The 23,698-nt window shown below is 63.9% G+C and carries 27 protein-coding genes and 2 pseudogenes; 13 read left to right on the top strand and 16 right to left on the bottom strand.

The genetic code is table 11. The annotated features are described in order from the left end of the window. Positions 1 to 656: 656 nt before the first annotated feature. The 3 genes from G9U53_RS32495 to G9U53_RS32485 all read left to right on the top strand — a co-directional run bounded on the left by G9U53_RS32495 (position 657) and on the right by G9U53_RS32485 (position 2,824). On the top strand, positions 657 to 881 hold the full coding sequence (locus tag G9U53_RS32495) for a hypothetical protein (RefSeq protein ID WP_143173176.1): 225 nt from the start codon (positions 657 to 659) through the stop codon (positions 879 to 881). Positions 882 to 1,026: 145 nt separating this feature from the next. Then, complete coding sequence (locus G9U53_RS32490; protein WP_030538086.1) at positions 1,027 to 1,695, top strand: hypothetical protein; 669 nt, start codon at positions 1,027 to 1,029, stop codon at positions 1,693 to 1,695. Between the two features lie 595 nt (positions 1,696 to 2,290). Further along, positions 2,291 to 2,824: a potassium channel family protein gene (locus G9U53_RS32485; protein WP_019747405.1), complete on the top strand. Its 534-nt coding sequence runs from the start codon at positions 2,291 to 2,293 to the stop codon at positions 2,822 to 2,824. Between the two features lie 189 nt (positions 2,825 to 3,013). Here the strand turns inward: G9U53_RS32485 and arsA are convergent, their stop codons facing one another. Genes arsA through G9U53_RS32445 form a run of 8 tightly spaced genes read right to left on the bottom strand, consistent with a single transcriptional unit; the run spans position 3,014 to position 9,352 of the window. Further along, positions 3,014 to 4,771 carry an arsenical pump-driving ATPase gene (gene arsA / locus G9U53_RS32480; RefSeq protein ID WP_030538085.1) on the bottom strand — a complete coding sequence of 586 codons (1,758 nt, stop codon included), beginning with the start codon at positions 4,769 to 4,771 and terminating at the stop codon, positions 3,014 to 3,016. 16 nt (positions 4,772 to 4,787) lie between these two features. Next, on the bottom strand, positions 4,788 to 5,195 hold the full coding sequence (gene arsD / locus G9U53_RS32475) for an arsenite efflux transporter metallochaperone ArsD (RefSeq protein ID WP_030538084.1): 408 nt from the start codon (positions 5,193 to 5,195) through the stop codon (positions 4,788 to 4,790). Positions 5,196 to 5,255: 60 nt separating this feature from the next. Continuing rightward, positions 5,256 to 5,666 (bottom strand): low molecular weight phosphatase family protein, encoded by a 411-nt coding sequence (locus G9U53_RS32470; protein WP_030538083.1) that lies wholly within the window; start codon positions 5,664 to 5,666, stop codon positions 5,256 to 5,258. Between the two features lie 27 nt (positions 5,667 to 5,693). After that, positions 5,694 to 6,680, bottom strand: a complete 987-nt coding sequence (gene trxB, locus G9U53_RS32465) for a thioredoxin-disulfide reductase (protein ID WP_075836384.1) — start codon at positions 6,678 to 6,680, stop codon at positions 5,694 to 5,696. A gap of 41 nt (positions 6,681 to 6,721) precedes the next feature. After that, complete coding sequence (locus G9U53_RS32460; RefSeq protein ID WP_030538125.1) at positions 6,722 to 7,138, bottom strand: arsenate reductase ArsC; 417 nt, start codon at positions 7,136 to 7,138, stop codon at positions 6,722 to 6,724. Between the two features lie 52 nt (positions 7,139 to 7,190). Then, a complete protein-coding gene (locus G9U53_RS32455; RefSeq protein WP_030538124.1) occupies positions 7,191 to 7,844 on the bottom strand; it encodes an arsenate reductase ArsC in 654 nt (217 codons plus the stop codon). A 27-nt stretch (positions 7,845 to 7,871) separates the two neighbouring features. After that, a complete protein-coding gene (gene arsB, locus G9U53_RS32450; protein ID WP_011133472.1) occupies positions 7,872 to 8,969 on the bottom strand; it encodes an ACR3 family arsenite efflux transporter in 1,098 nt (365 codons plus the stop codon). Continuing rightward, entirely contained in the window at positions 8,966 to 9,352 is a 387-nt protein-coding gene (locus G9U53_RS32445; protein WP_020971547.1) for a metalloregulator ArsR/SmtB family transcription factor, read from the bottom strand. Before G9U53_RS32445 ends, arsB begins: the two co-directional genes overlap by 4 nt. A gap of 109 nt (positions 9,353 to 9,461) precedes the next feature. Here G9U53_RS32445 and G9U53_RS32440 point away from each other — a divergent pair, with 109 nt between their 5' ends. Continuing rightward, entirely contained in the window at positions 9,462 to 9,866 is a 405-nt protein-coding gene (locus tag G9U53_RS32440; protein WP_011133470.1) for a MerR family transcriptional regulator, read from the top strand. After that, positions 9,863 to 10,201 (top strand): hypothetical protein, encoded by a 339-nt coding sequence (locus G9U53_RS32435; protein WP_019747399.1) that lies wholly within the window; start codon positions 9,863 to 9,865, stop codon positions 10,199 to 10,201. Before G9U53_RS32440 ends, G9U53_RS32435 begins: the two co-directional genes overlap by 4 nt. Before the next feature lie 102 nt (positions 10,202 to 10,303). Here the strand turns inward: G9U53_RS32435 and G9U53_RS32430 are convergent, their stop codons facing one another. Further along, a complete protein-coding gene (locus G9U53_RS32430; RefSeq protein ID WP_011133469.1) occupies positions 10,304 to 10,762 on the bottom strand; it encodes a heavy metal-responsive transcriptional regulator in 459 nt (152 codons plus the stop codon). Positions 10,763 to 11,067: 305 nt separating this feature from the next. On the opposite strand from G9U53_RS32430, the gene G9U53_RS32425 reads away from it, so the two are divergent. From G9U53_RS32425 to G9U53_RS32410, 4 genes are read left to right on the top strand one after another with little or no spacing between them, the layout of a single operon-like run. Further along, entirely contained in the window at positions 11,068 to 11,448 is a 381-nt protein-coding gene (locus tag G9U53_RS32425; protein WP_011133468.1) for a metalloregulator ArsR/SmtB family transcription factor, read from the top strand. Beyond that, positions 11,441 to 13,393 carry a cation-translocating P-type ATPase gene (locus G9U53_RS32420; RefSeq protein WP_073513734.1) on the top strand — a complete coding sequence of 651 codons (1,953 nt, stop codon included), beginning with the start codon at positions 11,441 to 11,443 and terminating at the stop codon, positions 13,391 to 13,393. Before G9U53_RS32425 ends, G9U53_RS32420 begins: the two co-directional genes overlap by 8 nt. Beyond that, positions 13,390 to 13,914 carry a signal peptidase II gene (lspA, locus tag G9U53_RS32415; RefSeq protein ID WP_011133466.1) on the top strand — a complete coding sequence of 175 codons (525 nt, stop codon included), beginning with the start codon at positions 13,390 to 13,392 and terminating at the stop codon, positions 13,912 to 13,914. The genes G9U53_RS32420 and lspA overlap by 4 nt, the downstream gene beginning before the upstream one ends. Before the next feature lie 49 nt (positions 13,915 to 13,963). Beyond that, positions 13,964 to 14,566: a cadmium resistance transporter gene (locus tag G9U53_RS32410; protein WP_030538076.1), complete on the top strand. Its 603-nt coding sequence runs from the start codon at positions 13,964 to 13,966 to the stop codon at positions 14,564 to 14,566. Between the two features lie 362 nt (positions 14,567 to 14,928). On the opposite strand, the gene G9U53_RS32405 is transcribed toward G9U53_RS32410, so the two are convergent. From G9U53_RS32405 to G9U53_RS32380, 6 genes are all read right to left on the bottom strand, one after another. Further along, positions 14,929 to 16,296 carry an MBL fold metallo-hydrolase gene (locus G9U53_RS32405; RefSeq protein WP_003944677.1) on the bottom strand — a complete coding sequence of 456 codons (1,368 nt, stop codon included), beginning with the start codon at positions 16,294 to 16,296 and terminating at the stop codon, positions 14,929 to 14,931. 53 nt (positions 16,297 to 16,349) lie between these two features. Beyond that, complete coding sequence (locus tag G9U53_RS32400; RefSeq protein WP_003944639.1) at positions 16,350 to 16,619, bottom strand: metal-sensitive transcriptional regulator; 270 nt, start codon at positions 16,617 to 16,619, stop codon at positions 16,350 to 16,352. Between the two features lie 78 nt (positions 16,620 to 16,697). Continuing rightward, positions 16,698 to 17,471, bottom strand: coding sequence for a sulfite exporter TauE/SafE family protein (locus G9U53_RS32395; RefSeq protein ID WP_003944622.1), 774 nt, complete (start codon positions 17,469 to 17,471; stop codon positions 16,698 to 16,700). Then, complete coding sequence (locus G9U53_RS32390) at positions 17,471 to 17,887, bottom strand: DUF302 domain-containing protein (protein ID WP_011133463.1); 417 nt, start codon at positions 17,885 to 17,887, stop codon at positions 17,471 to 17,473. The genes G9U53_RS32395 and G9U53_RS32390 overlap by 1 nt, the downstream gene beginning before the upstream one ends. Positions 17,888 to 17,931: 44 nt before the next feature. Next, a complete protein-coding gene (locus tag G9U53_RS32385) occupies positions 17,932 to 18,183 on the bottom strand; it encodes a YgaP-like transmembrane domain (RefSeq protein WP_003944652.1) in 252 nt (83 codons plus the stop codon). Between the two features lie 26 nt (positions 18,184 to 18,209). Beyond that, positions 18,210 to 20,276: an MMPL family transporter gene (locus G9U53_RS32380; RefSeq protein WP_223304706.1), complete on the bottom strand. Its 2,067-nt coding sequence runs from the start codon at positions 20,274 to 20,276 to the stop codon at positions 18,210 to 18,212. A gap of 631 nt (positions 20,277 to 20,907) precedes the next feature. Here G9U53_RS32380 and G9U53_RS33795 point away from each other — a divergent pair. From G9U53_RS33795 to G9U53_RS32370, 3 genes and pseudogenes are all read left to right on the top strand, one after another. Beyond that, positions 20,908 to 21,297, top strand: a pseudogene (locus G9U53_RS33795) (HAD-IC family P-type ATPase); the annotation flags it as partial. 56 nt (positions 21,298 to 21,353) lie between these two features. Further along, positions 21,354 to 21,671 (top strand): annotated as a pseudogene (locus G9U53_RS33790) (DUF3703 domain-containing protein); the annotation flags it as partial. A 94-nt stretch (positions 21,672 to 21,765) separates the two neighbouring features. Continuing rightward, entirely contained in the window at positions 21,766 to 22,104 is a 339-nt protein-coding gene (locus G9U53_RS32370) for a hypothetical protein (protein ID WP_003944633.1), read from the top strand. A 364-nt stretch (positions 22,105 to 22,468) separates the two neighbouring features. Here the strand turns inward: G9U53_RS32370 and G9U53_RS34305 are convergent, their stop codons facing one another. After that, positions 22,469 to 22,834 carry a DUF4229 domain-containing protein gene (locus G9U53_RS34305; protein WP_019747393.1) on the bottom strand — a complete coding sequence of 122 codons (366 nt, stop codon included), beginning with the start codon at positions 22,832 to 22,834 and terminating at the stop codon, positions 22,469 to 22,471. Positions 22,835 to 22,962: 128 nt separating this feature from the next. On the opposite strand from G9U53_RS34305, the gene G9U53_RS32360 reads away from it, so the two are divergent. After that, positions 22,963 to 23,589, top strand: a complete 627-nt coding sequence (locus tag G9U53_RS32360; RefSeq protein WP_030538068.1) for a TlpA disulfide reductase family protein — start codon at positions 22,963 to 22,965, stop codon at positions 23,587 to 23,589. Positions 23,590 to 23,698: the final 109 nt, after the last annotated feature.

The following is a 23,698-nucleotide window of genomic DNA, read 5'->3' as shown; positions in this document are numbered from 1 at the left end:
CGCGGCGCTCCTCCCGACGCTTCGCGTCGGGAGACGGAAGCGAGTCGCTGCGCTCCCCGCCAGGGAGCCGCTGCGCGGCTCGCAGTGGGTCGATTGCCGTTGCCGTCGATCGAGTCGCTTCGCTCCTCTGAATTCCGAATCTTGTTTCTTACCAAACGAATTCATCGCAACGCCTGAATCGGTACCCGACACCCGAACGAGGCTGGGGAGGAGGGGAAGGGTCACGAAAAGCGCCCCGTCTCGCGTCCACTGCCTCGTCATCATCGTGCTCCCAATCATACACCCCCACCCACCAAACCGCAAAACACCCCGAAAACATGAAACACCGAAACCCTCACCACCACAACAACATTCGACGTTCACGAAAACACCACCGTGCACACAACACACGAAACTAGCACAACACCAACTGAATACCGAAACCTACTGACACACAACAACATTCAAAAACACCCAAAACGAGCCCTCGCAACACCCCCGCACGACCCGGCACCACTCCCCCACACCACCCGACCCGAACACCCCGCCGGCCCCCGCCGGCACCCAAACCCGCCGGCGCCCCACACACCCGAAAATGATCGAACCGGTATGCCGGCACCTTCGCCTCGCGCAGAATGGGAGTCGGCGCACACACGCACGACCCCGGGAGCGGTGCAATGATCCGACGACGACTCCGCCACGCAGTGATGGCGATCGCGCTCGCCTGTGCGATCGTCTCGACCGCGCCCGCCCAGGCGCAGGTGCCCTCGCCAGACGCGGCGCCGGGAACAGTGACCGCGGCAGATCCCCTGCCACAATCCTTCTGGATCGCCGGCGCCGCCGACGTCTTCGCCCTTATCGGGATTCGCGGTGACTCGGACCGTCGCCGCGGCCCATCGTGATGCCGATGCACGCGCTTAGACATCCCCTGATCCAAAGATCCGGAACTCCTGACCAGCGATGTCGATACCTACCTCGAACAAGGCCCGGAAAGCGACCGCAGAACACGACACGGCCGGCCGTCGTCCACGATCACCGTGCCAGCCGATGACCACGCCATCCAACGGCTGGTCCGCACGCCTGTACTGGCAGTGGATTCTGTACAACACCATCGCCTTCGTAGTCGTGCTGACCACGGTGGCGGTCCTGTCGTGGATCGGCGCCGACATACTGCAGCTGTCCTGGGCAAACCGGAGCCCGGTCGCCGCGCTGCTCGTGGCAACGACTGGGGCCGTGCTGTTCGGTTGGGTGCTCGGGGCGCTGCAATGGCAGATCGTCCGCCAACGCGTGCCGGTCCCCCGGCGGAAATGGATCGTCGCAAATGTCGGCCCGGCGCTCCTGGGCTGGCTGCTGGTGATCATCCCTGCCATCACCACCGCGCAAGACTCGGGCACCAGCGTCACCGGCGCCTACCTACTTGCCGCCAGCCAAACCCTGGCACTGGGACCGTTGCTCGGGCTGTCCCAGGCGTTGGTCCTGCGAGCCCATACCCGCCGCTGGGCCGGATGGATCGTTGCCAACATCGCATCCTGGGCCATCGTCGACGCCGTGTTCTTGCTCCTTTCGTCCTGGCTCGACACCTTCGACCTCACGCGTCACGACGGCTCCGTCGCGGAGGTATACCTGATGCTCATCGCCACCACACCCCTGACCGGTCGCATGCTCCTCTGGGTGCTGGCCCCCGCCGCTACAACCACCGAACACCAGCACCCGTAACCGCCGCAGACCCTCCGCGCGATCACCGACTAGCGTTGCGCAGCACGCCCCAGCCGTTCCCGGCGCCGACGCCTCGTTGCCGTACTGGAACAGCGGGCCGACGAGCGCGGCGTCCGCGTCATGAGCACCGCCTTGCTGCTCAGGTTGTCGTCTGTGTGCCCGACCAGTGAACGAAACACCCATCACCGTTCAGAAAAACGGGGCGGCACACCGGGACACGTCCGGCCGAAATCAGTGACCGGTACCCGGACCGTTGCGATTCACCGTCACGACAGTTCGCCGGATCGCCGCGAAATACCCGGAAGCACACCATGTTGCGCACCCCTCCCGACTGACCGAACCGGCCTGCTGCCCAGTGCTGAAGCTCGAGCCCGCGCAGGGGCGGGGATCGGTGGCGTCGGAGGCGATCCGGAGGACGCCACCGACAGCCCGTGACCGGTCCAATGTTTACCGATCTGGTGTGGTGTCGACCCTGGTTATCACCGGCCCGGGCGTGCTTGGCTGGAATGGCAGGGGAACCGCGGGCAGGAACCCATCATGGCCGAGGATGACGCTCGTTACCGGTCCCACCCGCGCAGTTGCCCGGAGGAATTTCATGGGACAGGCCAGCGAGTTTCGCAACCTCGACCCGCGCGATCGTCGGCGCCTGCTGCGCCGCGGGCTCGTGCGCCCGGTCGCGACGGTTGCGCTCTGCGGCGTGGGCTACTTTGTGCTCCCGTGGACCTCCGTCGACGGCATTTCCACGGTCATGCTCCTCGTGGGGGGACTGCTCGTCGTGCTGGCGGTTGCCGTGTGGCAGATCCGGCAGATTCTGAGGTCGGACGTGCCCACCGTGCAGGCCATAGAAACGCTGGCACTGATTCTTCCCGTCTATCTGCTCGGCTACGCCGTGGGATACAGCCTGATGTCCCAGAGCTCCCCCACATACTTCTCTGAACCGCTCAGTCGGATGGATGCCCTGTACTTCTCGTTGACGGTGTTTTCGACCGTAGGCTTCGGGGATATCACAGCGACGACCGATCCGTCGCGCGCTGTCGTCAGTGTCCAGATCATCGGGAATCTGATTCTCATCGGCGTCGGCATCCGCGTGGTGGCGGCGGCCGTCGTCTGGGCCCGTGGACGGAAGTGACTAACGGAGCCGACGTCAGCAACAGTTCGACGTTGTGCGCTAGTTCCAGTAGACCCGTCCGATGACATTCCCATCGCCTGGGTGCCTCCGTGACGAACTCGATCGCCGGAAGCCCTGCGTGTCAGCATGAGTTGAGTCCACTGGTTCACAGCAACCCCGTCTGCAGGGCGAGATGATGTGACGCGATCGCTATGCCTTACTCAGTGCTGCCAGGGCGGCTTCGCCGATGGGTTCTTCGGCGAGCATCGGGACGATGGCGGTTCGTTGGCTGTATTGGCTTGTGATGGTGCCGATTTCGGTGATCTCTCCGGCTGCGCGCTGCTGCAGGAGCGGCGAGGTTGGTTCGGCAGCGGCGAGAGAGTTGTTGACCACCCACGCCCAAGGCTCGATTCCGGCTCGTTGTAGGTCGGCTTGCAGACCGGCGGCCTCGAGGACGGGTGTGGTTTCAGCGAGGGTCACGAGCAGTACCTTCGTTGCGTTTGGGTCCTGGAGTCGCATGAGTGGGGTGGTGAAGTTCGTGTTCTCCCCCATCTGGCGGGCGATTTCCCGGTGATACGAGCCGGTGGCATCGAGGAGCAACAAGGTATGCCCGGTCGGGGCGGTGTCGACGACGACGAATTTGCGACTCGATTCGTGGATGACCCGCGAAAACGCTTGGAAGACTGCCACTTCCTCGGTGCAGGGTGATCGGAGGTCTTCGGCGAGGTTCGCGCGTCCGCGTTCGTCGAGGTTCTTGCCTTTGGTGGTCAGGACTCTGGTGCGGTACTGCTCGGTGGCTTCGGCGGGGTCGATTCGGGAGACCTGGAGGTTGTCGAGTTCCCCGTTCAAGGTTTCTGTCAGGTGTGCAGCCGGGTCCGTGGTTGTCAGGTGCACCTGGTGGCCGCGTTCGGCGAGGGCGACAGCGATGACGGCGGCGATGGTGGTCTTGCCGACTCCGCCTTTGCCCATGCACATGATCAGGCCGTGATCGTCGGTGTCGAGTTCGTCGATCAGGGATGCGAGCGGAGAACTGGGTAGCTGCAGGGACGGGTCCGCTGAGGCGGCGGACACCGGGCCAAGGTCGGGGGTGAAGAGGCTTTCGAGTGCGTCGATGCCGACGATATTGGTCGCTTTGAGCGGGACCTGATCGGTCGGCAATTGCGCCAATCCATCGGGCAGGGCGGCTATCGCGGCTTGTTCACGCCGGTAGATCGCGGTCGCGAGCGGATCGGTGTCGTCGCCCGGGTCCGGGAGGACACCGTTGATCACGACATGCTGATGGGTCAGTCCGATGTCGGCGAGTTCGCGGTGGGTGCGGGTGATTTCGGCGAGCGTCGAACGCTGGGCGCGCGAGACCAGTACGAGGCGGGTCCGCTGCGGATCGGCGAGCGCGGCAACGGCGTCAGCGTAGATGGCGCGCTGCTTCTCGAGCCCGGACAACGGACCGAGACACGATGCGTCGCCCTTGCCGTCATCGAGGAACTCGGTCCACGATCCGGGGAGTTGGAGCAGCCGGATGGTGTGCCCGGTCGGGGCGGTGTCGAAGAGGACATGGTCGAAGCCCGCGGTGATGTCGTCGCGCCCGGAGAGCAGTCCGGTGAACTCGTTGAACGAGGCTATTTCTGTGGTGCAGGACCCGGAAAGTTGTTCGGAGATCGCCGCGATGTCCTTCTCGGGGAGTAGCCCGCGGACGGGACCGATGATCCGCTCGCGATAGGTGGCGGCGGCTTGTTCCGGGTCGATCTCGAGCGCAGACAATCCGGGAGCGGCGGAGATCGGGGTGATGGTGTTGCCGATGCTCACACCGAAGACCTGCCCGACGTTGGAGGCTGGATCGGTGCTCACGAGCAGCACTTTCTTGCCGGCGCGAGCGAGGGTCATCGCGCTCGCGCAGGCGATGGAGGTTTTACCGACACCACCTTTGCCGGTGAAGAACAGGAATCGGGGCGCGTTGTTCAGGAACCTCATTGCGGTGTCGACGCTTTCAGCAGCAGGTGGTGGAGTCGGCGTCGTCGGTGGAGCAGCATGCCGAAGTGTCGGAGAGTCCGAGCATGGCGATCCCGGCCGGCGCCTCAGCCGTTCCAGGTTCGGTGATGCCTGCCCATTTCGCGAGCTGGTTGCGGGTGGGATATGTACCGGTCAGGGCGGTGACTCCGTCGACGAGCGCCAGCGGGAGTCCTTCGGAACCTGAGATTTTGAGGAATGCTGCGACGGTGTCGTTTCCGGCGAAGGCCAGTGGGTCGTTGGCGAGGTTGTGGCGGGTGATGGTGCCGCCGTTGCTTGCGACCCAGTCGAGGTCGGCGGTGAAGGTGATCAGCGCTTGGTCGACGTCGTCGCCGCAGACGCCGGTGTTGCAGCACAGGGCGGGTTCGAATACTTCGATGGTGCTCATGGTGATGTCCTCTTTTCTTACTTCTCGGGTCTTTCGATTGCGCGGCTAGCGGTTCCGATATCAGCGGACCGCTAGACGGGCAGCAAGGGCGTCGACGCGGGCGGCGATGTCGTCGCGGACCAGGCGCATTCGTTCGATTCCGTCGATGCCGCGTTCGGACGGCTCGTCGGTGTCCCAGTTCTCGAAGTCGGTGCCGGCTACGGGATCGACCTTCGCTTCGTTGCCCAGGGTGACGACGAGGTCGACATCGCGCACCAGTTGCGGATCGATCAACGTCGGGGTCTGCCCGGAGATGTCCACCCCGACTTCGAGGAGCGTTTCGGCGGACAGGGCGTTGACCGCGTCGCCGGGTTTGGTGCCGGCCGAGTACACGTCCACCTGGTCGCCGGCGGCTTTGCGCATGAGGCCGGCGGCCATCTGGGATTTGCCGCCGTTCTTGACGCACACGAACAGCACTGAAGGCTTGCTCATCGAAGTTCCTTTCACTGGGTGTGGGAGTCAGACGGCGTCGACGGTGTGGCCGGCTGCGTCGAGCGTGTTGGCGGTGATGTCGCCGCGGTCGGCCAGCCAGCGTTCGGCGTCGATTGCTGCGGAGCATCCGGTGCCGGCAGCGGTGATCGCCTGACGGTACGTGTGATCGACCAGGTCACCGGCAGCGAAGACGCCGTCGACGGAGGTCGCGGTGGAACCGGGAGCGACGCGCACGTATCCGGCGTCGTCGAGATCGACCTGGCCCTTGACGAGTTCACTGCGCGGGTCGTGGCCGATGGCGACGAACATGCCGGTGATCTCGAGTGTGGAAGTTTCACCGGTGACGGTGTCGCGCACGACGAGGCCGGTGACGCTGTTCTCACCGAGCACCTCGACGGGCTCTGCGTTGGTCAGGAAGCGGATCTTCTCGTTGGCCTTGGCGCGCTCGAGCATGATCCGTGAGGCGCGGAACTCCTCGCGGCGGTGCACCAGGGTGACCGAGCGAGCGAAGCGGGTGAGGAAGGTTGCTTCTTCCATCGCGGAGTCGCCGCCGCCGACCACGACGATGTCCTGGTCACGGAAGAAGAAGCCGTCGCAGGTGGCGCAGGCGCTGACGCCGCGGCCGAGGAGGCGTTCTTCACCGGGAATGCCCAGGTAGCGGGCTGCCGCGCCCATGGCGAGGATGATCGCGTGCGCGGCGTAGGTTTCGCCGTTCGCGACGACCGTCTTGATCGGGCCGCTGAGATCGATCTCCTCGACGTCCTCGGTGCGGATGTCGGTGTCGAAGCGCAGTGCCTGCTCGCGCATCTGTTCCATCAGATCGGGGCCCATGATTCCTTCGCGGAATCCGGGGAAGTTCTCGACCTCGGTGGTGGTCATGAGGGCGCCACCGAACTGGGTTCCCTCGAAGAGCAGGGGCGCGAGCTCAGCGCGCGCGGTGTAGACACCAGCGGTGTAGCCGGCCGGTCCGGAACCGACAATGATGACGTCGTGGACCGTGGACGGGATGGTCATAGTGTCTCTTTCACGGGATCGAATACGGGAAGCGTAGGCGGTTAGCGCGATACCGACGGGGCGGTGAGTTCGCTGATCAGAGCCTGTACGCGAGTCTTGATCTCGTCACGGATCGGGCGAACCGCATCGATGCCTTGGCCGGCGGGATCCTCGAGGACCCAGTCGCGGTAGCTCTTGCCGGGGAAAATCGGGCAGGTGTCGCCGCAGCCCATCGTGATCACGACATCCGAATCCTGCACGGCGTCGGTGGTGAGGATCTTCGGGGTCTGGGCGGAGATGTCGATTCCGAGCTCGGCCATCGCTTCGACCGCGGCGGAGTTGATGGTGTCCGCGGGGGCAGATCCGGCGGAACGGACCTCGATGGCGTCACCGGCGAGGTGGCTCAGGAAACCGGCGGCCATCTGCGATCGGCCGGCGTTGTGGACACACACGAACAGGACGCTGGGCTTGTCGGACATGAGAAAGAAGGTTCCCTTCGAAGATGGAAGTTAGAGCTGAGGAAGAGGTCGCTCAGACGGCGACGGGTGTGGTCAGTTCGGTGAGCAGTGCGATCACCCGTGCATCGAGGTCGTTGCGGATTGCCCGCACCACCTCGAGGGGTTGGCCGTACGGGTCGTCGAGAGCCCAGTCGAGGTACCGCTTCCCTGGGTAGACGACGCACGCGTCGCCGCAGCCCATCGAGACGACGCAGTCCGCTGCGGCGACCACGTCATCGGTGAGTGGTTTCGGGAACTCGTCGGCAAGATCGATCCCGATCTCGGCCATCGCCGTGATGACGGCGGGGTTGATCTCGTGGACCGGCGCGGATCCTGCCGAGCGCACATGAACCCGGCCGCGGGCGTGGTGATCGAGTAGTGCCGCCGCCATCTGCGACCGGCCGGCGTTGTGGACGCACACGAACAGAACTTCGGGCACGTCCTTGGCGAGTGCTCCGCTGGACTGGGCCAAAGCGGTGAGGCGGTCGGCGGCGAACCGCGCCGCGAGCGAGGTGAGATGGGTGTGGATCTTCGCGGTGCGGCGCAGCGCCGTGTAGGACTCGAAGACGTAGCGTTCGACGGTTTGCGCGGAAAAGACCCCGACGTACTTCGCTGCCAGGTCTTGCGCGGTGCGCGAGAGAACGGCCTGCGGTGAGAGGAGATCGGGCTGGGCGCGGTGCTCGTTCATCATGACTCCCGAAGAGTTGTAGGTGACTTACGTAGCGGTGGGTGCGGGTGAAACCTCTTTGACGGCAAAGCGTTTGCGTAGAGCAAGGGAGACATAGACCAGCCCGACGAGCACCGGTACCTCGATCAGCGGGCCGACAACACCGGCAAGAGCTTGCCCCGAGGTGGCGCCGTAGGTGGCGATGGCTACGGCGATCGCGAGTTCGAAGTTGTTGCCCGCGGCGGTGAACGCCAGGGTCGTCGTGCGTTCATAGCCCAATCCGATTGCGGCGCCGAGGATGTAGCCGCCTCCCCACATGAGCGCGAAGTACGCCAGCAGCGGCAACGCGATCCGGACGACATCCCAGGGCTGGGAGGTGATCTGTTCGCCCTGCATCGAGAAGAGCACGACGATGGTGAACAGCAGACCGTAGAGCGCCCAGGGGCTGATCTTGGGGATGAACTTGGTGTCATACCAGTCGCGGCCTTTGGCGCGTTCACCGAAGAAGCGGGACAGAAAACCTGCCAGCAGCGGGATACCGAGAAAGATCAGGACCGATTTCGCAATCTGCCAGGGCGAGGTGTCGATGGTGGTCTGTTCGAGGCCGAGCCACCCGGGCAGGACCGAGAGGTAGAACCAACCGAGCACGGCGAACATGATCACCTGGAACACCGAGTTGATGGCGACCAGCACCGCGGCGGCTTCGCGGTCTCCGCACGCCAGGTCGTTCCAGATGATCACCATCGCGATGCAGCGAGCGATACCGACGATGATCAAACCGGTTCGGTATTCCGGCAGGTCGGGCAGAAACAGCCAGGCGAGGGCGAACATCAGCGCCGGGCCGAGAACCCAGTTCAGGAACAGGGAGCCGGCGAGGAGTTTCTTGTCCCCGGTGACTGTGTCGAGGCGGTCGTAGCGGACCTTCGCCAACACCGGGTACATCATGATCAGCAGGCCGAGGGCGATCGGCAGGGAGATGCCGTCGATCTGCACCTTCTCCAGGGCAGTGTTCACACCGGGGATCCAGCGTCCAACCAACAGGCCGACGACCATGGCCACGCCGATCCAGACCGCAAGATAGCGGTCGAGGGTGGAGAGTTTTCCGACGACTTCGGGGTGTTCGGTGGTGGCAGCGGTGTTGCTCATGCGGTGACCTCTGCGCATGCGTCCGCGACACTCACGCTCGTACCTTCGACCAGGAGCACGGCGGAAAGCTGTTGCAGCGCAGCCGGAATAACCCAGTAGTACACCCAGGTCCCGCGGCGTTCACAGTCGAGCAGCCCGGCCTGTCGCAGCACCTTGAGGTGATGCGAGATAGTCGGCTGAGACAGGTCGAACGTATCCGAGATGTCGCAGACGCAGGCTTCACCACCCTCGTGACTTGCCACCAAGCTCAGCAGGCGCAAGCGGACGGGATCGCCGAGGGCTTTGAACATCCGCGCCAGGTCGCCGGCCCAATCCTCGGTCAACGGTTCACGGACGAGCGGCGAGCAGCAAGCGCCGGCCTCCGCCCCATCTTGATTCGACATGCTTCGATATTGACAGATATCGAAATAACGCGCAACCAACCTCAGATGAATTTCCGCCGACGAGAGACGACTTGACTCCGTAGCCGGGTACCGGGTTCACAATGGCGACATGCGTAGCAGTGAACTGGCCACCCTCGCCGGGGTGAACGTACAGACGTTGCGGTACTACGAACGGCGCGGACTCCTGCAGCACCCGCCGCGATCCACCTCGGGATACCGCTCATATCCGGACGAAACTGTCGAAATTGTCCGGTTCGTCAAACGCGCCCAAGAACACGGCTTCAGCCTCGACGAAATCAACGAACTTCTCCATCTCGCCGGCGGCGGACCGGACGATTGCGACACCGCTCGGCGACTGGCGCAGACGAAGATCACCGAGTTCGGCGAAAAGATCCGAGATCTGCAACGCATGCGGGCCTCGCTGACCGAGTTCGCGTCCACCTGCGCGCGACCGCGAGCGGACCGGCACTGCCCCATGCTCCAGACACTGCACACCGACAAAGGACGACCATGATGCATCTCGAAATTCTGCAGGTCCCGGACTACCCTAACGTGCCGCTCCTCGAACAACGAATCGAGCACGCTCTTTCAGGCGTGCCGATCGAATGGGAACTGCGCCACGTGATCATCGAAGATCCTCGATCAGCGGAACTTGCGGGCATGGCGGGATCTCCGACGTTGCTCGTTGACGGCCACGACCCCTTTGCCGAACCGGATCAGGTGCCAAGCGTGTCCTGCAGGCTCTACCGCGACGCCGTGGGCGCGGTCGGTGGCGCTCCCACTGTGACTGCCCTGAGGAATGCATTCGAACGGGATTCACCCACTGCCGCTACTTCCGTACCTGACTGATCAATACACCGACAACACCACTACAACCGCTTCGCGCACCTCATCACGTTGCAGAGCGCCGAACCTGCTGAAATAGGAAGGGATGCATGGCCGCAATCAATTTCACGATTCGGCAACACCTTCCTGAGACTCGGATTCCAGGATCCAGCACACACCGACATCGTCGGCTTCCGACGGAATCTCCCCTTCCGCTCGACTCAGCAAAGCAACAAGGTTTGTTTCGAGCGTGGCAAGTTCGCGGATCTTGCCACGAACCTGGGAAAGATGCTCCGAGAGCATCTCCACGACCTGTTCACAAGGAGCCGCCCCGCGGTCATGGGTGGTGAGGATCTCGCGGATCTCTCGCAAGGTGAAACCTGCAGACTGGGCGCTGCGGACGAACCGCAAACGCGCAAGAGATTCCGGACCGTAGTCCCGGTAGCCGTTGGACTTTCGGACCGGGACGGGAATCACCCCACTGTCCTCGTAGAAACGCAGCGTTTTCGGGGCAACGCCACTTCGAGCGGCCAGTTCACCAATTTTCACGAGATCCTTGACCTTCCATCGCACTGGAATGTCCATTATGGATGACGTTCGGGAACCGCAGGTGACTCGGACCGTTCGTCGCCGCGCTGGCGATGAACACTCAGAAGGAGGTGAATGAAATGAATCCACTGGAGATGTTGTGCGACTGGCTGTGTCGAGCGATGGGTCCTTGCTGTCCCCCCATGTGATGCCGTGGCGAGCAACTCGCAAACTACAGATGTCACTTCGCCATTCCTGGTGAGGTACGTCGGCCGGCCACCGTTCGGCTGACGTACCGCATCTACTTCAAGTCCAGTGCGTCCACCCTTCCTGGAATCGTCCAATATTGCTATCATCGTCGTATGACGATGAATAACGAGCCTGGATGCCTCGCCGCAACCGGCAGCGGGTCGAGCCTGGATGCGGCAGTGGCACTGTTCCACAGTCTCTCGGACGGCACCCGGTTGTCGATCGTGCGCCGTCTCGCCGAAGGAGAGGCGCGGGTTGCGGATTTGATCGGTGAACTCGGCCTCGCCCAGTCGACGGTGTCCGCACATGTTGCATGCCTACGTGATTGCGGTTTGGTCGACGGCAGACCGGAAGGTCGGCAGGTGTTCTACTCGCTGGCCCGGCCGGAATTGATGGACCTACTCGCCTCGGCGGAGACGCTGCTTGCCGCGACGGGGAACGCGGTTGCCTTGTGCCCGAATTACGGCACCGCCATCGGAGATAGCCGTGAGTGACGCATGCGGTTGCGGTCACGACGAACCCCGCGTCGAAGGCGAGGAAGAACACGGGCCCGAAAAGTGGTGGCAGGTTACCGAGATCCGGGCGGCTGCAGCTGCGGGCGTGCTGCTGATCGCGGCGCTGATAGTGGGCCTGACCGGTGGGCCGGATGCTCTCGGGCTCGGTCTCGAGGTGGGCGCCCTGCTCATTGCCGGTTACACGTTCGTCCCGTCCACTCTCGCACGCCTGGTCAAGGGCAAGATCGGGGTCGGCACCCTGATGACGATCGCGGCTGTCGGCGCGGTACTGCTCGGTGAGGTGGGCGAAGCGGCCATGCTCGCGTTCTTGTTCGCGATCAGCGAGGGACTCGAAGAGTATGCGGTCACCCGCACTCGCCGGGGCCTGCGGGCCTTGCTGTCTCTGGTGCCGGCCACCGCGACAGTTCTCCGCGGCGGCCGCGAGGAAACCGTTCCGCCCTCCGAACTCCAGCTCGGCGAGCTCATGGTCGTCAAGCCTGGGGAACGGATCGCCACCGACGGGGTCATCCGCACCGGACGCACCGCTCTGGACACCTCCGCGATTACCGGTGAATCGGTGCCCGTCGAAGCCGGTCCCGGCAACGAGGTGTTCGCAGGATCGATCAACGGCACCGGCGTCCTCGAAGTCGAGGTCACCGCAGATGCGCAGGACAATTCGCTGGCCAAAATCGTGCGGATCGTCGAGGCCGAGCAGTCCCGCAAGGGCGAGGCGCAACGCCTCGCCGACAAGATCGCCAAACCGCTGGTTCCAGGTGTGATGATCGTCGCCGCAGTTATCGCCGCGGTCGGCAGTGTGCTCGGCGATCCGCTGGTGTGGATCGAACGCGCCCTGGTGGTGCTGGTCGCCGCCTCCCCGTGTGCGCTGGCCATCGCGATCCCTGTCACCGTTGTCGCCGCGATCGGTGCGGCGTCCAAGCTCGGTGTCCTGGTCAAGGGCGGCGGTGCACTCGAGGCCCTCGGCCGGATCCGCACCGTTGCGTTGGACAAGACCGGCACCCTCACCCGCAACCAGCCTGCCGTGATCGATGTGGCCACGGCGGACGGCGCCAGCCGCGAGGACGTTCTCGCGGTGGCCGCAGCGTTGGAGGCGCGCAGCGAGCACCCTCTCGCTCGCGCGATTCTCGCCGCCGTCGACGACTACGCACCCGCCGACGACGTGGACGCGGTCACAGGGGCGGGCCTGACCGGGGCCATCGACGGCATACCTGTGCGCCTCGGTCGACCGGGCTGGATCGACCCGGGTCCGCTGGCAGGGGATATCGAGCGGATGCAGCATGCCGGCGCCACTGCGGTGCTGATCGAGCGCGCCGGAACGGTCATCGGGGCGGTCGCCGTCCGTGACGAGCTCCGACCGGAAGCACGTGAGGTGGTTGCCGGGCTACGACGCGGCGGGTACACCGTCGCGATGCTCACCGGCGACAACGAACGCACCGCCCAGGCGCTGGCCGCCGACGTCGGGATCGACGACGTGCACGCCGACCTGCGCCCGGAGGACAAGGCACGGATCGTGGAAACCTTGCGTGCGAGCCGCCCGACGGCAATGGTCGGGGACGGTGTCAACGACGCCCCCGCCCTGGCCACCGCCGACTTGGGCATTGCCATGGGCGCGATGGGTTCCGACGTGGCCATCGAGACCGCCGATGTTGCTCTGATGGGTGAGGACCTGCGGCACCTGCCGCAGGCGTTGGCGCACGCGCGCCGCTCCCGGACCATCATGTTGCAGAACGTCGGACTGTCGCTGGCGATCATCACCGTTCTGATGCCGTTGGCCTTGTTCGGGGTTCTCGGCCTGGCCGCCGTGGTCCTGGTGCACGAGGTCGCTGAGATCGTGGTCATCGCCAACGGTGTCCGGGCCGGCCGCGCGCAAGCCTTCCCCACCGGATCGGTACCCGCACCGGCGGGGAAGGTCGAGGCCCGCACGTGAGCGAATTAGCGGCTCGATCAATCCGCACAGGTAGCACGCGGCGGGTGATTCTCGTGGTCGTCGGTCTCGCTCTCATCGCGATCGCACTGTCGGCCGAACCCGTTGCGCGCCGTACCCTTTCCGGTGCACGCACCGTCGATATGGGATTGCTGCAACTGAAGTTGGCGTACAACAGCGGTGTCGCGTTCAGCATCGGCCAACAGCTTCCGGCCTGGATCATCCTCGCGGTCACCGCCGCCATCACTCTCGGCGTCGGAATTTACGCCTGGCGCACCGTCCCCACCGCTTCACTGGTGGGGACGGTGGGTTGGTCGGCGATCCTCGCCGGAGCTGCCGCCAACGTGATCGATCGTGCCGTCGACGGAAAGGTCACCGACTATTTCCACACCGGCTGGTGGCCCACCTTCAACCTCGCCGACACCTACATCACCTGCGGCGTCGTGCTGCTCGTCGCATCACTGATCTTTGAGTCCACCCACGACCCGGCCGATCCCCCGCCCGCACAGGAGAGTTCGAAATGACAGCAATACCCGAGATCAGGCCGCGCCGCGGCAGCCGCCGGATGCGAGGATGATCGGCACCATCGCCGCGGCGGTAGCGATGTTCGCCGGCACCAACATCGACGACATCGTCGTACTGACCGTCCTGTTCGTCGCCTCCGCCAGTCAAGGACGGCCGCGGGCATGGCAGATCGTTGCCGGCCAGTACCTCGGCCTGATCACCCTCGTCGCGATCAGTGTGGTCGCCGCCCTCGGGTTGGTGATCGTGCCCGAGGACTGGGTTGGACTACTCGGATTACTTCCCCTGTCGCTAGGAATCTGGGGACTGATCCAGGGCTTACGCAGCGACGGAGACGGTGAACCCGTAGTGGTCGCGGCCGGGACGATCAGCGTCGCCGCCATCACCATCGCCAACGGCGCCGACAACATCGCCGTCTACACCCCGGTCTTCCGCACTCTCGGTGCGCCCCAGACCATCGTTACCATCGCCGTGTTCCTGATCTGTGTCGGACTCTGGTGCGCCGCCGGCAGAATGCTCGGCACCCACAAGAAGGTCATCGACATCCTCGAGCGCGTCGAGCACTGGCTCGTGCCCACAGTCTTCATCGGGCTGGGCGTCATCATCCTGCTCGAATCCGGTGTGATCGGCCGCCTGATCGCCGCCGCGGCATGACCGACACTGCTGGCACGGTGGCACCTTGATCCGTCCCGGCTCCTCGCGGTCGCCGGGGCACGCGGATGTCTGCGACTCCGCGCACCGCATCCCGGCCGGAACCGTGCATGGCGCGTCACAACGGTCCGGCCACCGAAGCAAAGGCGAGCGGAAGATCCAGTGCGAATTGGCAGAACGACAAACTCGGACGGCGCCCGAATGATCGTTGGACCAGCGGTGGCCGCCTTCTCGGACGTCGGCACGGGCAGGGGTTGGGCTTCCTGCCCTCTGTCGGAATTATCCGATGGCCGTTTGCTGAAATCGGGGAGATCAGCCCCGTGAACCACTCGCATCGTGCGGCTTGCGCAGCGGCGGCGCATTCGTCAGGCGGGCGATGTGTGGAGGCCGAGCTGCACGGCATGCTCGTAGTCATCGTCGATGAGGACCACTGTGCGGTGTTCGCGGTCGAGAAGTGAAGCGGCGATCGATGCGCGGTAACCGGATGCGCAGTGCACCCACACTTCGGCCGCGGAAACTTCCTCGAGTCGGTGTGGTAGCTCGTGGAGGGGGATGTTCACGGCACCAGGAAGGTGGCTGTCCGCGTACTCGGACTGTTGACGCGCATCGAGGACGCTTATCTCACGTTCGCCGGTGGCCGCCGCGAGTCCGGCGAAGTCGGATACATCGTAGGAGCGGACCTTTCCGTCGCCGACGAGCGAGTGAATCTCACCGACGGCGGATCCGGAGGGACTGTCGATGCCGATCCGAGCCAGCTCGCGGGTCGCCTCGGCGATCTGGTCGGTTGTTTCACCGATCAGCGTCAACGGCACGCCCCACTGATAAAGCCATCCGAGATAGGTGACGAAGCTGGTCGACAGTTCGAACCCGAGAGAGCCATCGACGTGGCCGGCGGCGAAAGCGGTGCGTGCTCGTAGGTCAACGACCCATTGCCCGGCGTCGATGCGGCGACGTAGTTCGTCTGGATCGACGGGCTCGGGCATGGACAGGTCGATCGGGGCCGGCCCTTTGGTGTTGATGACGCCCATATGGGCGTAGTACGCGGGATATGCAGACAGGCCCGCGATCAGCTCGTCGACATAGGTGTGTTCGTCCTGAGTCAGTGCGGGGTTGGACTGCTGCTGTTCACCGATGGTGGATGAGTCCCCGCTGGTCGGAGTTGCGGCACAGAAGCTACCGAACCCATGTGTGGGGTAGACCTCCACCTCAGCGGCCAGTTCGGCCGCGATACGGCGGACCGAATGGTACTGCGCGTGGGTCAGTTCATCAGTGTGCTCGGAGCCGAGCAGGTCAGTGCGCCCGGTGGACCCGTAGAGCATGGAGCCGCCGGTGAAGATTGCGATCGGCTCGCCGCGCCGGTGCAGAACGTAACTGACGTGGTGATGAGTATGCCCTGGGGTGTGCATGACCTCGAACGTCGTCGATCCCGCGTCGACGACATCGCCGTCGACGACTGCTCGGCGCTCGTATTCGACCGGATCGCCGTCCGGGACGACGTATTCGGCACCCGTGGCGCGCGCAAGTTCCAGGCCGCCAGTGACGTAGTCGTTGTGGATGTGAGTTTCCAGCACGTGGGTGATGACAGCGTTCTTTTCTGCTGCCAGCGCCCGGACGCGGTCGATGTCGCGTTGTGGATCGATCACCACGGCGATACCGTCGTGGCTGATCAGATAGCTGCGGTCGCCGAGGCTGGAAGTTTCAATGATGGCGATGTCCGGGTCGGTCGTGCTCATGGGGAGCTCCTACATGTTGTCGGTCGGCCTCGTTCCTGATGTGAAGCGGGCGTTCAGGCCAGCGCCAGGAAGAGCTTTTCCAGTTCTGCTTCGGTCATGGGTTCTTTGTTGTCTGCCGCTTCGCCTGTCATGCACTCTCGGAGACCGGTAGCGACGATCTTGAAGCCAGCTTTGTCGAGGGCCCTGGAAACAGCGGCGAGCTGGGTGACAACGTCTTTGCAATCGCGTCCGTTCTCGATCATGCCGATCACTCCCGAGAGTTGGCCGTGTGCGCGGCGGAGGCGGTTGAGGACCAATGCGATGCTGTCTTCGTCGCCGATCATGGGGTCTCCTTCAGATGCATGATGATGCCAGAAATTGCCAGATTACCCCCGGGGGCATCCAACGGGGTGCACGGTAGATCATCCGAGAACGAGAGTGTCGATGAGGACGTAACCTGCCACGACAAACACCAGGTAGGCGAACCACTGCCGAAGTGAGTCCGTGGCGATGCGTGTACCGAATCGTCCGGCCACCAACGAACCCGCAATGGCTGAACCTGCGAACGCTGCCGTCAAGGGCCAGTTTCCACCTAGGCCGTCGGCCTGAGCGATGAGTCCGGCGGCGGAGTTGGCGACGATGACCACCAAAGAGGTTCCGACGGCGACACTCATCTCGATTCCCAGCAGCAGAACCAATGCGGGGATGATCAAGAAGCCCCCGCCGACGCCGAACAGTCCGGTAAGGACACCGACGCCGAATCCGGTCGGTATGGACCGAGGTGCGCATCGGCGCCAGTTGATCCCGGAATTGCTCGTCCTGCAGGCGGTTCCGGGATTGTCGGGGCTGCGCAGCATGCGTGCCCCCGCGAGGATCATGACGATCGCAAAGCCGATCATCACGGCAGTTTCAGGTAGATGCTTGCCAAGGGCAGTGCCGGCCAGGGTGCCGAGGACTCCGGTGGCGGCGAAGATTGCCGCGAGTCGCCATTCGATGAGCCGCGCCCGCACCTTGGAGATGACCCCGACCGCGGAGGCGACACCGATCACCAACAGCGAAGTCGGTATCGCCTCCGGCAGGGGGAACCCGAGAGCGTACACGAGGATCGGGACAGCGAGGATCGATCCACCGCCTCCGAGGAGACCGAGCAGGATTCCGACGGTGAGGCCGAGCGCCAGCGCCAGGGTCAACGTCATCAACTGCGCACTGCATCCCGACTGCCGAGCGTGTCCAGGGCGGCTTGGAGTTTGGTGGTGGCCTCGGCCGCGACATCTGACAGTGCTGGTTCGCCCGTCACTTGGACCATGAGGTCCGGGTTCATCGCCTCGACGATGACCGATCCGGCGGTGGTGTCGGCACGGACGACGACGTTGCAGGGCAGTAGCAGGCCGATCTCACGCACGATTCCTACGGCGCGGTGTGCAAGCGTGGGATTGCACGCGCCTAGGATCAGATACTTCTCCATGTCTGTGCCAAGTTTGGCTTTCAGGGTGGCCTGCATGTCAATTTCGGTCAGCACACCGAAGCCTTGCTCGGACAGTGCTGCTTTGGTGGCGGTGACCGCCGTCTCGAAGTCGGTGTCGGTCAAGGTGGTCGAGAGTGCGATGGTCATGGTGGAGAATTCCTTCCGTTCGTCGAACTGCGGCAATTGTGTGCCTATCCGCTTCGGGGGTGGCGAAGACTTGGTACGCCCGCTCTGGTGAGAAGCGCACTTGCCGGGCACCAGCCGACCGCGGCGTAGAGGGCGAGGTTCGCGGCGGCGAAGGCGCTGAGCAGCCTCCACCGTGGTGCGTGGAGTTCGCCGAGGGTCAGGCCCGTCGCGGTGACGCCGGCGGCCAGTGCGGGGACGATACGTTCGATCGGCCACCCGGCAGACGTGCTCGAATGCGTGATGTTCGGATCGGTCATGATTCCTCCGTGAGGTGTTGTAATGGTCAGTGCGAGAAGCGGATCGACGGCAACATTCTGCGCAGCCAGCCCGGTGCCCACCATGCAGCGTGACCGCTCAGCCGGAGCAGGACCGGGAGCAGGATCAGCCTGATCAGGAAGGCGTCGAGCAACACCGCGACGCCGAGGATGATGCCCATTTCCTTGGGTGGGAGCGGATCGGAGAGCGCGAAGGTGAAGAACACGGCGACCATGACCGCCGCAGCGGCGAAGATGACGCGTCCGGAGTGCGCGAGGCCGTCGACCTGAGCAGCCTTCGGGTCCCCGGTCTTCTCGTAGTGTTCTTTCGCGGTGGCGAGCAGGAACACGGTGTAGTCCATGGCGATGGCAAAGATCATCGCGAAGAAGAACACCGGCCCCCAGCCGTCGAGGAAACCTTGAGGGGTGAAGCCGAGCAGCGACGATCCGTGTCCGTCTTGGAAGATCAGCTTCGCAACCCCGAACGCTGCGGCGGTCGACAGCAAACTGACGGCGGTGCCGAGGATCGCGATCAGTGGTGCCTGCAGAGCGACGAGCAGCAGGATGAAGCCGAGGGCGAGGATGATCCCGATAACCAACGGTAGGTAGTCGTTCAGGGCTTGCTGCAGGTCGAGGTTCTCCGCTGGCGCGCCGCCGACGAGCGCGGACTCCGGTAGTTGTGCGCGTAGGTCACCGAGGATCGTGCCCATGGCCTCTGCGGAAGGGTCCACGGCAGGAAACGCTTGTAGCAGTGTGTAGTTCGAATCGTCTGTTGATGGTGTGGGCGGGGTGACCATCGAGATCCCGTCGACGCTGCTCGCTGCCGCGGCGGTAGCAGCCGCATCGGAAGACGGGACAACTATCTGCAGCGCGCCGGGTGCCCCGTCACCGAACTGGGCCTGAACCAACTCGTAACCTTGCCGAACGGGCGCATCGTCGGGAACGACAGCGATGGACGGCATTGCCACCTTCAGTCCCAGGACAGGTAAGGCCAGGGCGACGAGGATGCCGACGGAGACCAGCGCGAACGGCCATGGGTACTTGTGAAGCAATTCGCCCCACGCAGCGAACTTCGGGGATCGGTGCTGTTGGCGTTTCGCGTAAGGCAGGGATGCTGCGTTGACCTTGGGGCCGAGTGCGCCCAGCGTGGCCGGAAGAAGTGTCATGGTGGCGATCAGAACGAACGTGACGGCCAGCATGATGCCTACGGCCATGGTGCGCACGGCCGGTGCGGGAACGAGCAGCACTGCCGAGAGGCTGACCAGGACGGTAAGTCCGGACAGGAGCACCGCTTTGCCTGCGGTGTCCATGGTTTCGGCAACGGCTGCTCGTGGATCGGCCGTACGGAGGGCGTCGCGGAAGCGGGCGACGATGAACAAGGCGTAGTCGATGCCGAGAGCGAGGGCGAACATCATCGCGAAATTCATCGCCCATACCGAGATCGGTGTGACCTCGTTGAGCAGCACCAAACCGCCGGCGGAGGCGACGAGTCCGGCCACTGTGAGCAACAGCGGCAGCCCGGCAGCGACGAGGGAGCCGAATGCGAGCACCATGATCGCCAAAGTGACTGGCCAAGAGAATAGTTCAGCCTGAATCATCGCATCGTGGTTGGCTTTGTTGAAGTCGGACCACAACGCGGAGGATCCGGTGGGATAGACCTCGATACCGTCGCCGGAGAGTGCGGTCAGCTCGTCTTTGACATCGTCGACGGCTTTGACCATGTCGTCCGCGTTTGCGTTGGCGCCGGCGATGAGGATGCCGGTGTGGCCGTCGGGGCTGATGGTCATACCAGGCTGTGGGGCGATGACGGCACCGAACCGGGTGTCACCGTCGAACACAGCTGTGACGTCGATGAGTCTCTGCTGCACGGTGGGATCGTCGATCGACGCGGTGTCCGAATGGACCACCACCTGAACCGCGGCCGAGGAGTTCCCGCCGAAATGCTGTTGCGCGAGTTCACGGACCTGGACCGATTCGGATCCGTTGGCTTGCCACCCAGCACCCGCCAGTGACGAAAAAACCGACGGCGCTGCAGATCCGAGCGCGACAAGCGCGATCAGCCAGACACCGAACACCCATCGGCGGCGTGCGACCATCGCGCTTCCCAGGCGTCCGAGTATGCCGGGTGTAGATACGCGATCACGATCGTCACGACCGGTGGCCGTCACGGTGTCGGGCACAGACATAACTTCTCCTAAAATACGGGCTGGGGTATTCAAATGAGCGAGCTAGACCTCGGTAAACCTGACCCAATTGGAAGGTTAGGCCCTTGCACTCGCGACCGGGATTGGCGGCGAAACAGCGATCGCGAGGCGCTGGCGCCGATCGATAGGACCAACGGTCTCAGCAGAGCAGGTGCACTGCCGAGGCCGTGAAACATCCTTCGTGACGTCGTCGACATGTCGATCGCAACCTGCCCACGCGATCTTGTCGCATATCGGGCACGGGACGGGGTAACACATAGACAGTCCTTTCTGACGAGCGTCTACCCACTGTTGCATATACCCAGGGGGGTATGCAAGTACCCCTGGGGATATACGCTCGGGTAGGCCGTTCGCTCCTCTCGGGCGCCCACCCGAGGGGGTGGGCCGTCCGGGTCGTCGAGTGCCCAGGCGAGGTACCGCTTTCTGGGTAGCCGACGCACACGTCGGCGCATCCGTCGAGACGACTCAGTCCGGGTGCGGCGGCCACGCCATCGGTGAGAGGTCTCGGGAACTCGTGGCGTGGATCGAGCGCGCCGGAACCGTCATCGGGGCAGTCGCCGTACGAGACGAGCTCCGACCGGAAGCACATGAGGTGATCGCCGGGCTACGACGCGGCGGGTACACCGTCGCGATGCTCACCGGCGACAACGAACGCACCGCCCAGGCGCTGGCCGCCGACGTCGGGATCGACGACGTGCACGCCGACCTGCGCCCGGAGGACAAGGCACGGATCGTGGAAACCTTGCGTGCGAACCGCCCGACGGCAATGGTCGGGGACGGTGTCAACGACGCCCCCGCCCTGGCCACCGCCGACTTGGGCATTGCCATGGGCGCGATGGGTTCCGACGTGGCCATCGAGACCGCCGATGTTGCTCTGATGGGCGAAGACCTGCAGCACCTGCCGCCGGCTCTGCATCCGATGAACCGAATGCTCGCACAATTGCGCAGTGTCTACACGAAGCGCATCGCTTGCACGACCGACACAGCGCCGTCGCGTTTCGGCCCGCAAAGAGGACCGCAGCCGGCCGCACCAGCGATGACACCCAGCGTTGGCATCACCTCGAACGCACACATGTCCTCTCCCAGCCCTGTCCATGGCCACACAAACCACCTCGCCATGCTCCCCTGGCCTTACATCAGCGTGACTGCCGCGAAGCCGTCGGGCAGGTTCTTCGCATCATCGTCGTCGCCGCCCCGGGATCCGCACTGGGCCGCTATCCGGAGGGCAACACCGAACGAACTCGTGCCGGTCTTATGACACCGATGCCGATACCTGACGATCTTGCCGAGAAAATGCAGACCTACCAGTCCTGGGTTTCGTTTACCGCGAGCTGTCCTGCACTGCCGCATACTCGAAACCACACGCCGACGGAGGAACACCATGATGCACCTTGAAATTTTGCAAGTCCCGGACTGCCCGAACGTGCAGCTCCTCGAACAACGGATCGAGCACGTTCTCGCGGAGGAGTCCATCGATTGGGAACTGCGCCACGTAATCGTCGACGATCCTCGATCCGCAAGGCTTGCGGGCATGACCGGATCGCCGACGTTGCTCGTCGACGGCCGCGATCCGTTTGCCGAACCGGACCAGGTCCCCAACGTGTCATGCAGGCTCTATCGAGATTCCACGGGCGAGGTCGGTGGCGCTCCTACCGTTGCTGCACTGAGGGGTGCGTTCGGTATGGCTGCGCCCACAGCTGATGTAGAGGGCGATGAGTGAAAGTATCGGCCACCCACCGGTGGTCCCAACAGGGTCGTCTCCAGCAGCAGCCCCGGGGTTCCTCACAAGGGCGAGCTGACTCAACGGTCCTCCGTACTGCGCCTGCTCGAGTCTCGTCCGCCTGATCCCGCAGCTTGTACCGATTCCGAAACTCGAGACCACCACGGATACCGCCGACTCCGCACCTGATCCCGTCACCTGACATCTTCATCCCAATGCCAATCAATGCATGATCGCGCGCCCTCGGCATCACCCAGGAAGGCAGCTTTGAGCGGTCATACGTCCAAAAAAGACAGGTTGTGGCACCGATGCTGGGCATTTTCGTTACTGGAGCTTTCACGCGCACCTAACCGGAGGGAACCCTTCACCGGGTGCGCATTGCACGCCGTTTTTCATCTACGACCATCACTTCTTCATTGATCCGGCGGCGCAATGACCGGAACGCGATCGCAGAGATGGCGAATCCGAGCAGCACCGCCCCGAACAGTGCTAACACACCGGGGATTTCGAGTTCGAGTATGGCGTTGATTCCCATGATGATCACTGCGAGGCCGGCGATCAGGGCGAGTCGAACCGCGGTGTAGTACATCACCAGACGCACGAGCTTTGACCGTGCTACACGGTTGATCCGCGCCACGCGCGTCTGCGGTGCTTGATGGGCACCCAGTGCCGCAATTTCTGGGCTGACTGGTGGATTGATACGGCCCTTCGGAGCGGACTGGCGTTTCACGATGCTCGATTCTCGGGTTCGGATCCCGCCTCTGGTTGGCGGGGGCGACAGAACGAACCATATGTCTACTATGCACAATAGTAGTTCAGTGTTGTCCCGGTTCACCGCACCACGCTTGGAGGAAGTGCATGCAGGCACAGTCTCGGTGGTTCCTGCTCTTCCTGGTTGTGATCGGTCTTCTCGTCGTGGCGATCTGGCCTCGATCAACGTCAACCGAGACCCATTCCTCGACCCGGCCTCAAGTGCCTCCGGCCGCCCAGGCAGATGAAGATCGCGTCGACTCGGGGTTTTCCTCGAAGTCCGCGGCAGCAGCGGTTCCCTGTCCTGTGGCCCCGGCAGTACCGCCCGCTGGAGGAGAACTCCTGGGAATCAAAGCGACGTGTCTTGGCGAGAATACTGTGGTCGACCTCGGTGCAGCGCTGTCCGGGGAGCCGACCCTGATCAACCTCTGGGCCTCGTGGTGCGGGCCGTGCCGATCGGAAATCCCGGTCCTGAATGACTATGCAGGTACTCCGGGCTCCATCCGAGTAGTCGGGATCAACGTCCAGGACGACATGTCCACAGCACTAGCGCTTCTCACCGCTGCAGGCGTGCACTATCCCTCGTTCGCTGCGGTCGACGACATCGGAATTGCGCTATCGGCGCCGCCAGTTCTGCCGCTGAGCTTTCTCGTCCAACAAGACGGGTCCGTCGAACAGATTACAACCCCCATGGTTTTCGAAAACACTGACCAAATATGTCGACGGCCATCGTAAGCTCCCCACTGGCGGCCATTTATGGCGCATTTTGTGGCCATGGTTTCTCCCCGCGTACGGCCAGATAGTTCCCCACCTGCTGTGAGTCAGATTCGGTCCCGGCAACGCT

The organism is Rhodococcus sp. D-46, from assembly GCF_011290655.1.
GTDB classification, from domain to species: domain Bacteria; phylum Actinomycetota; class Actinomycetes; order Mycobacteriales; family Mycobacteriaceae; genus Rhodococcus_F; species Rhodococcus_F qingshengii.
This window is presented reverse-complemented; position numbering and strand designations above follow the sequence as displayed.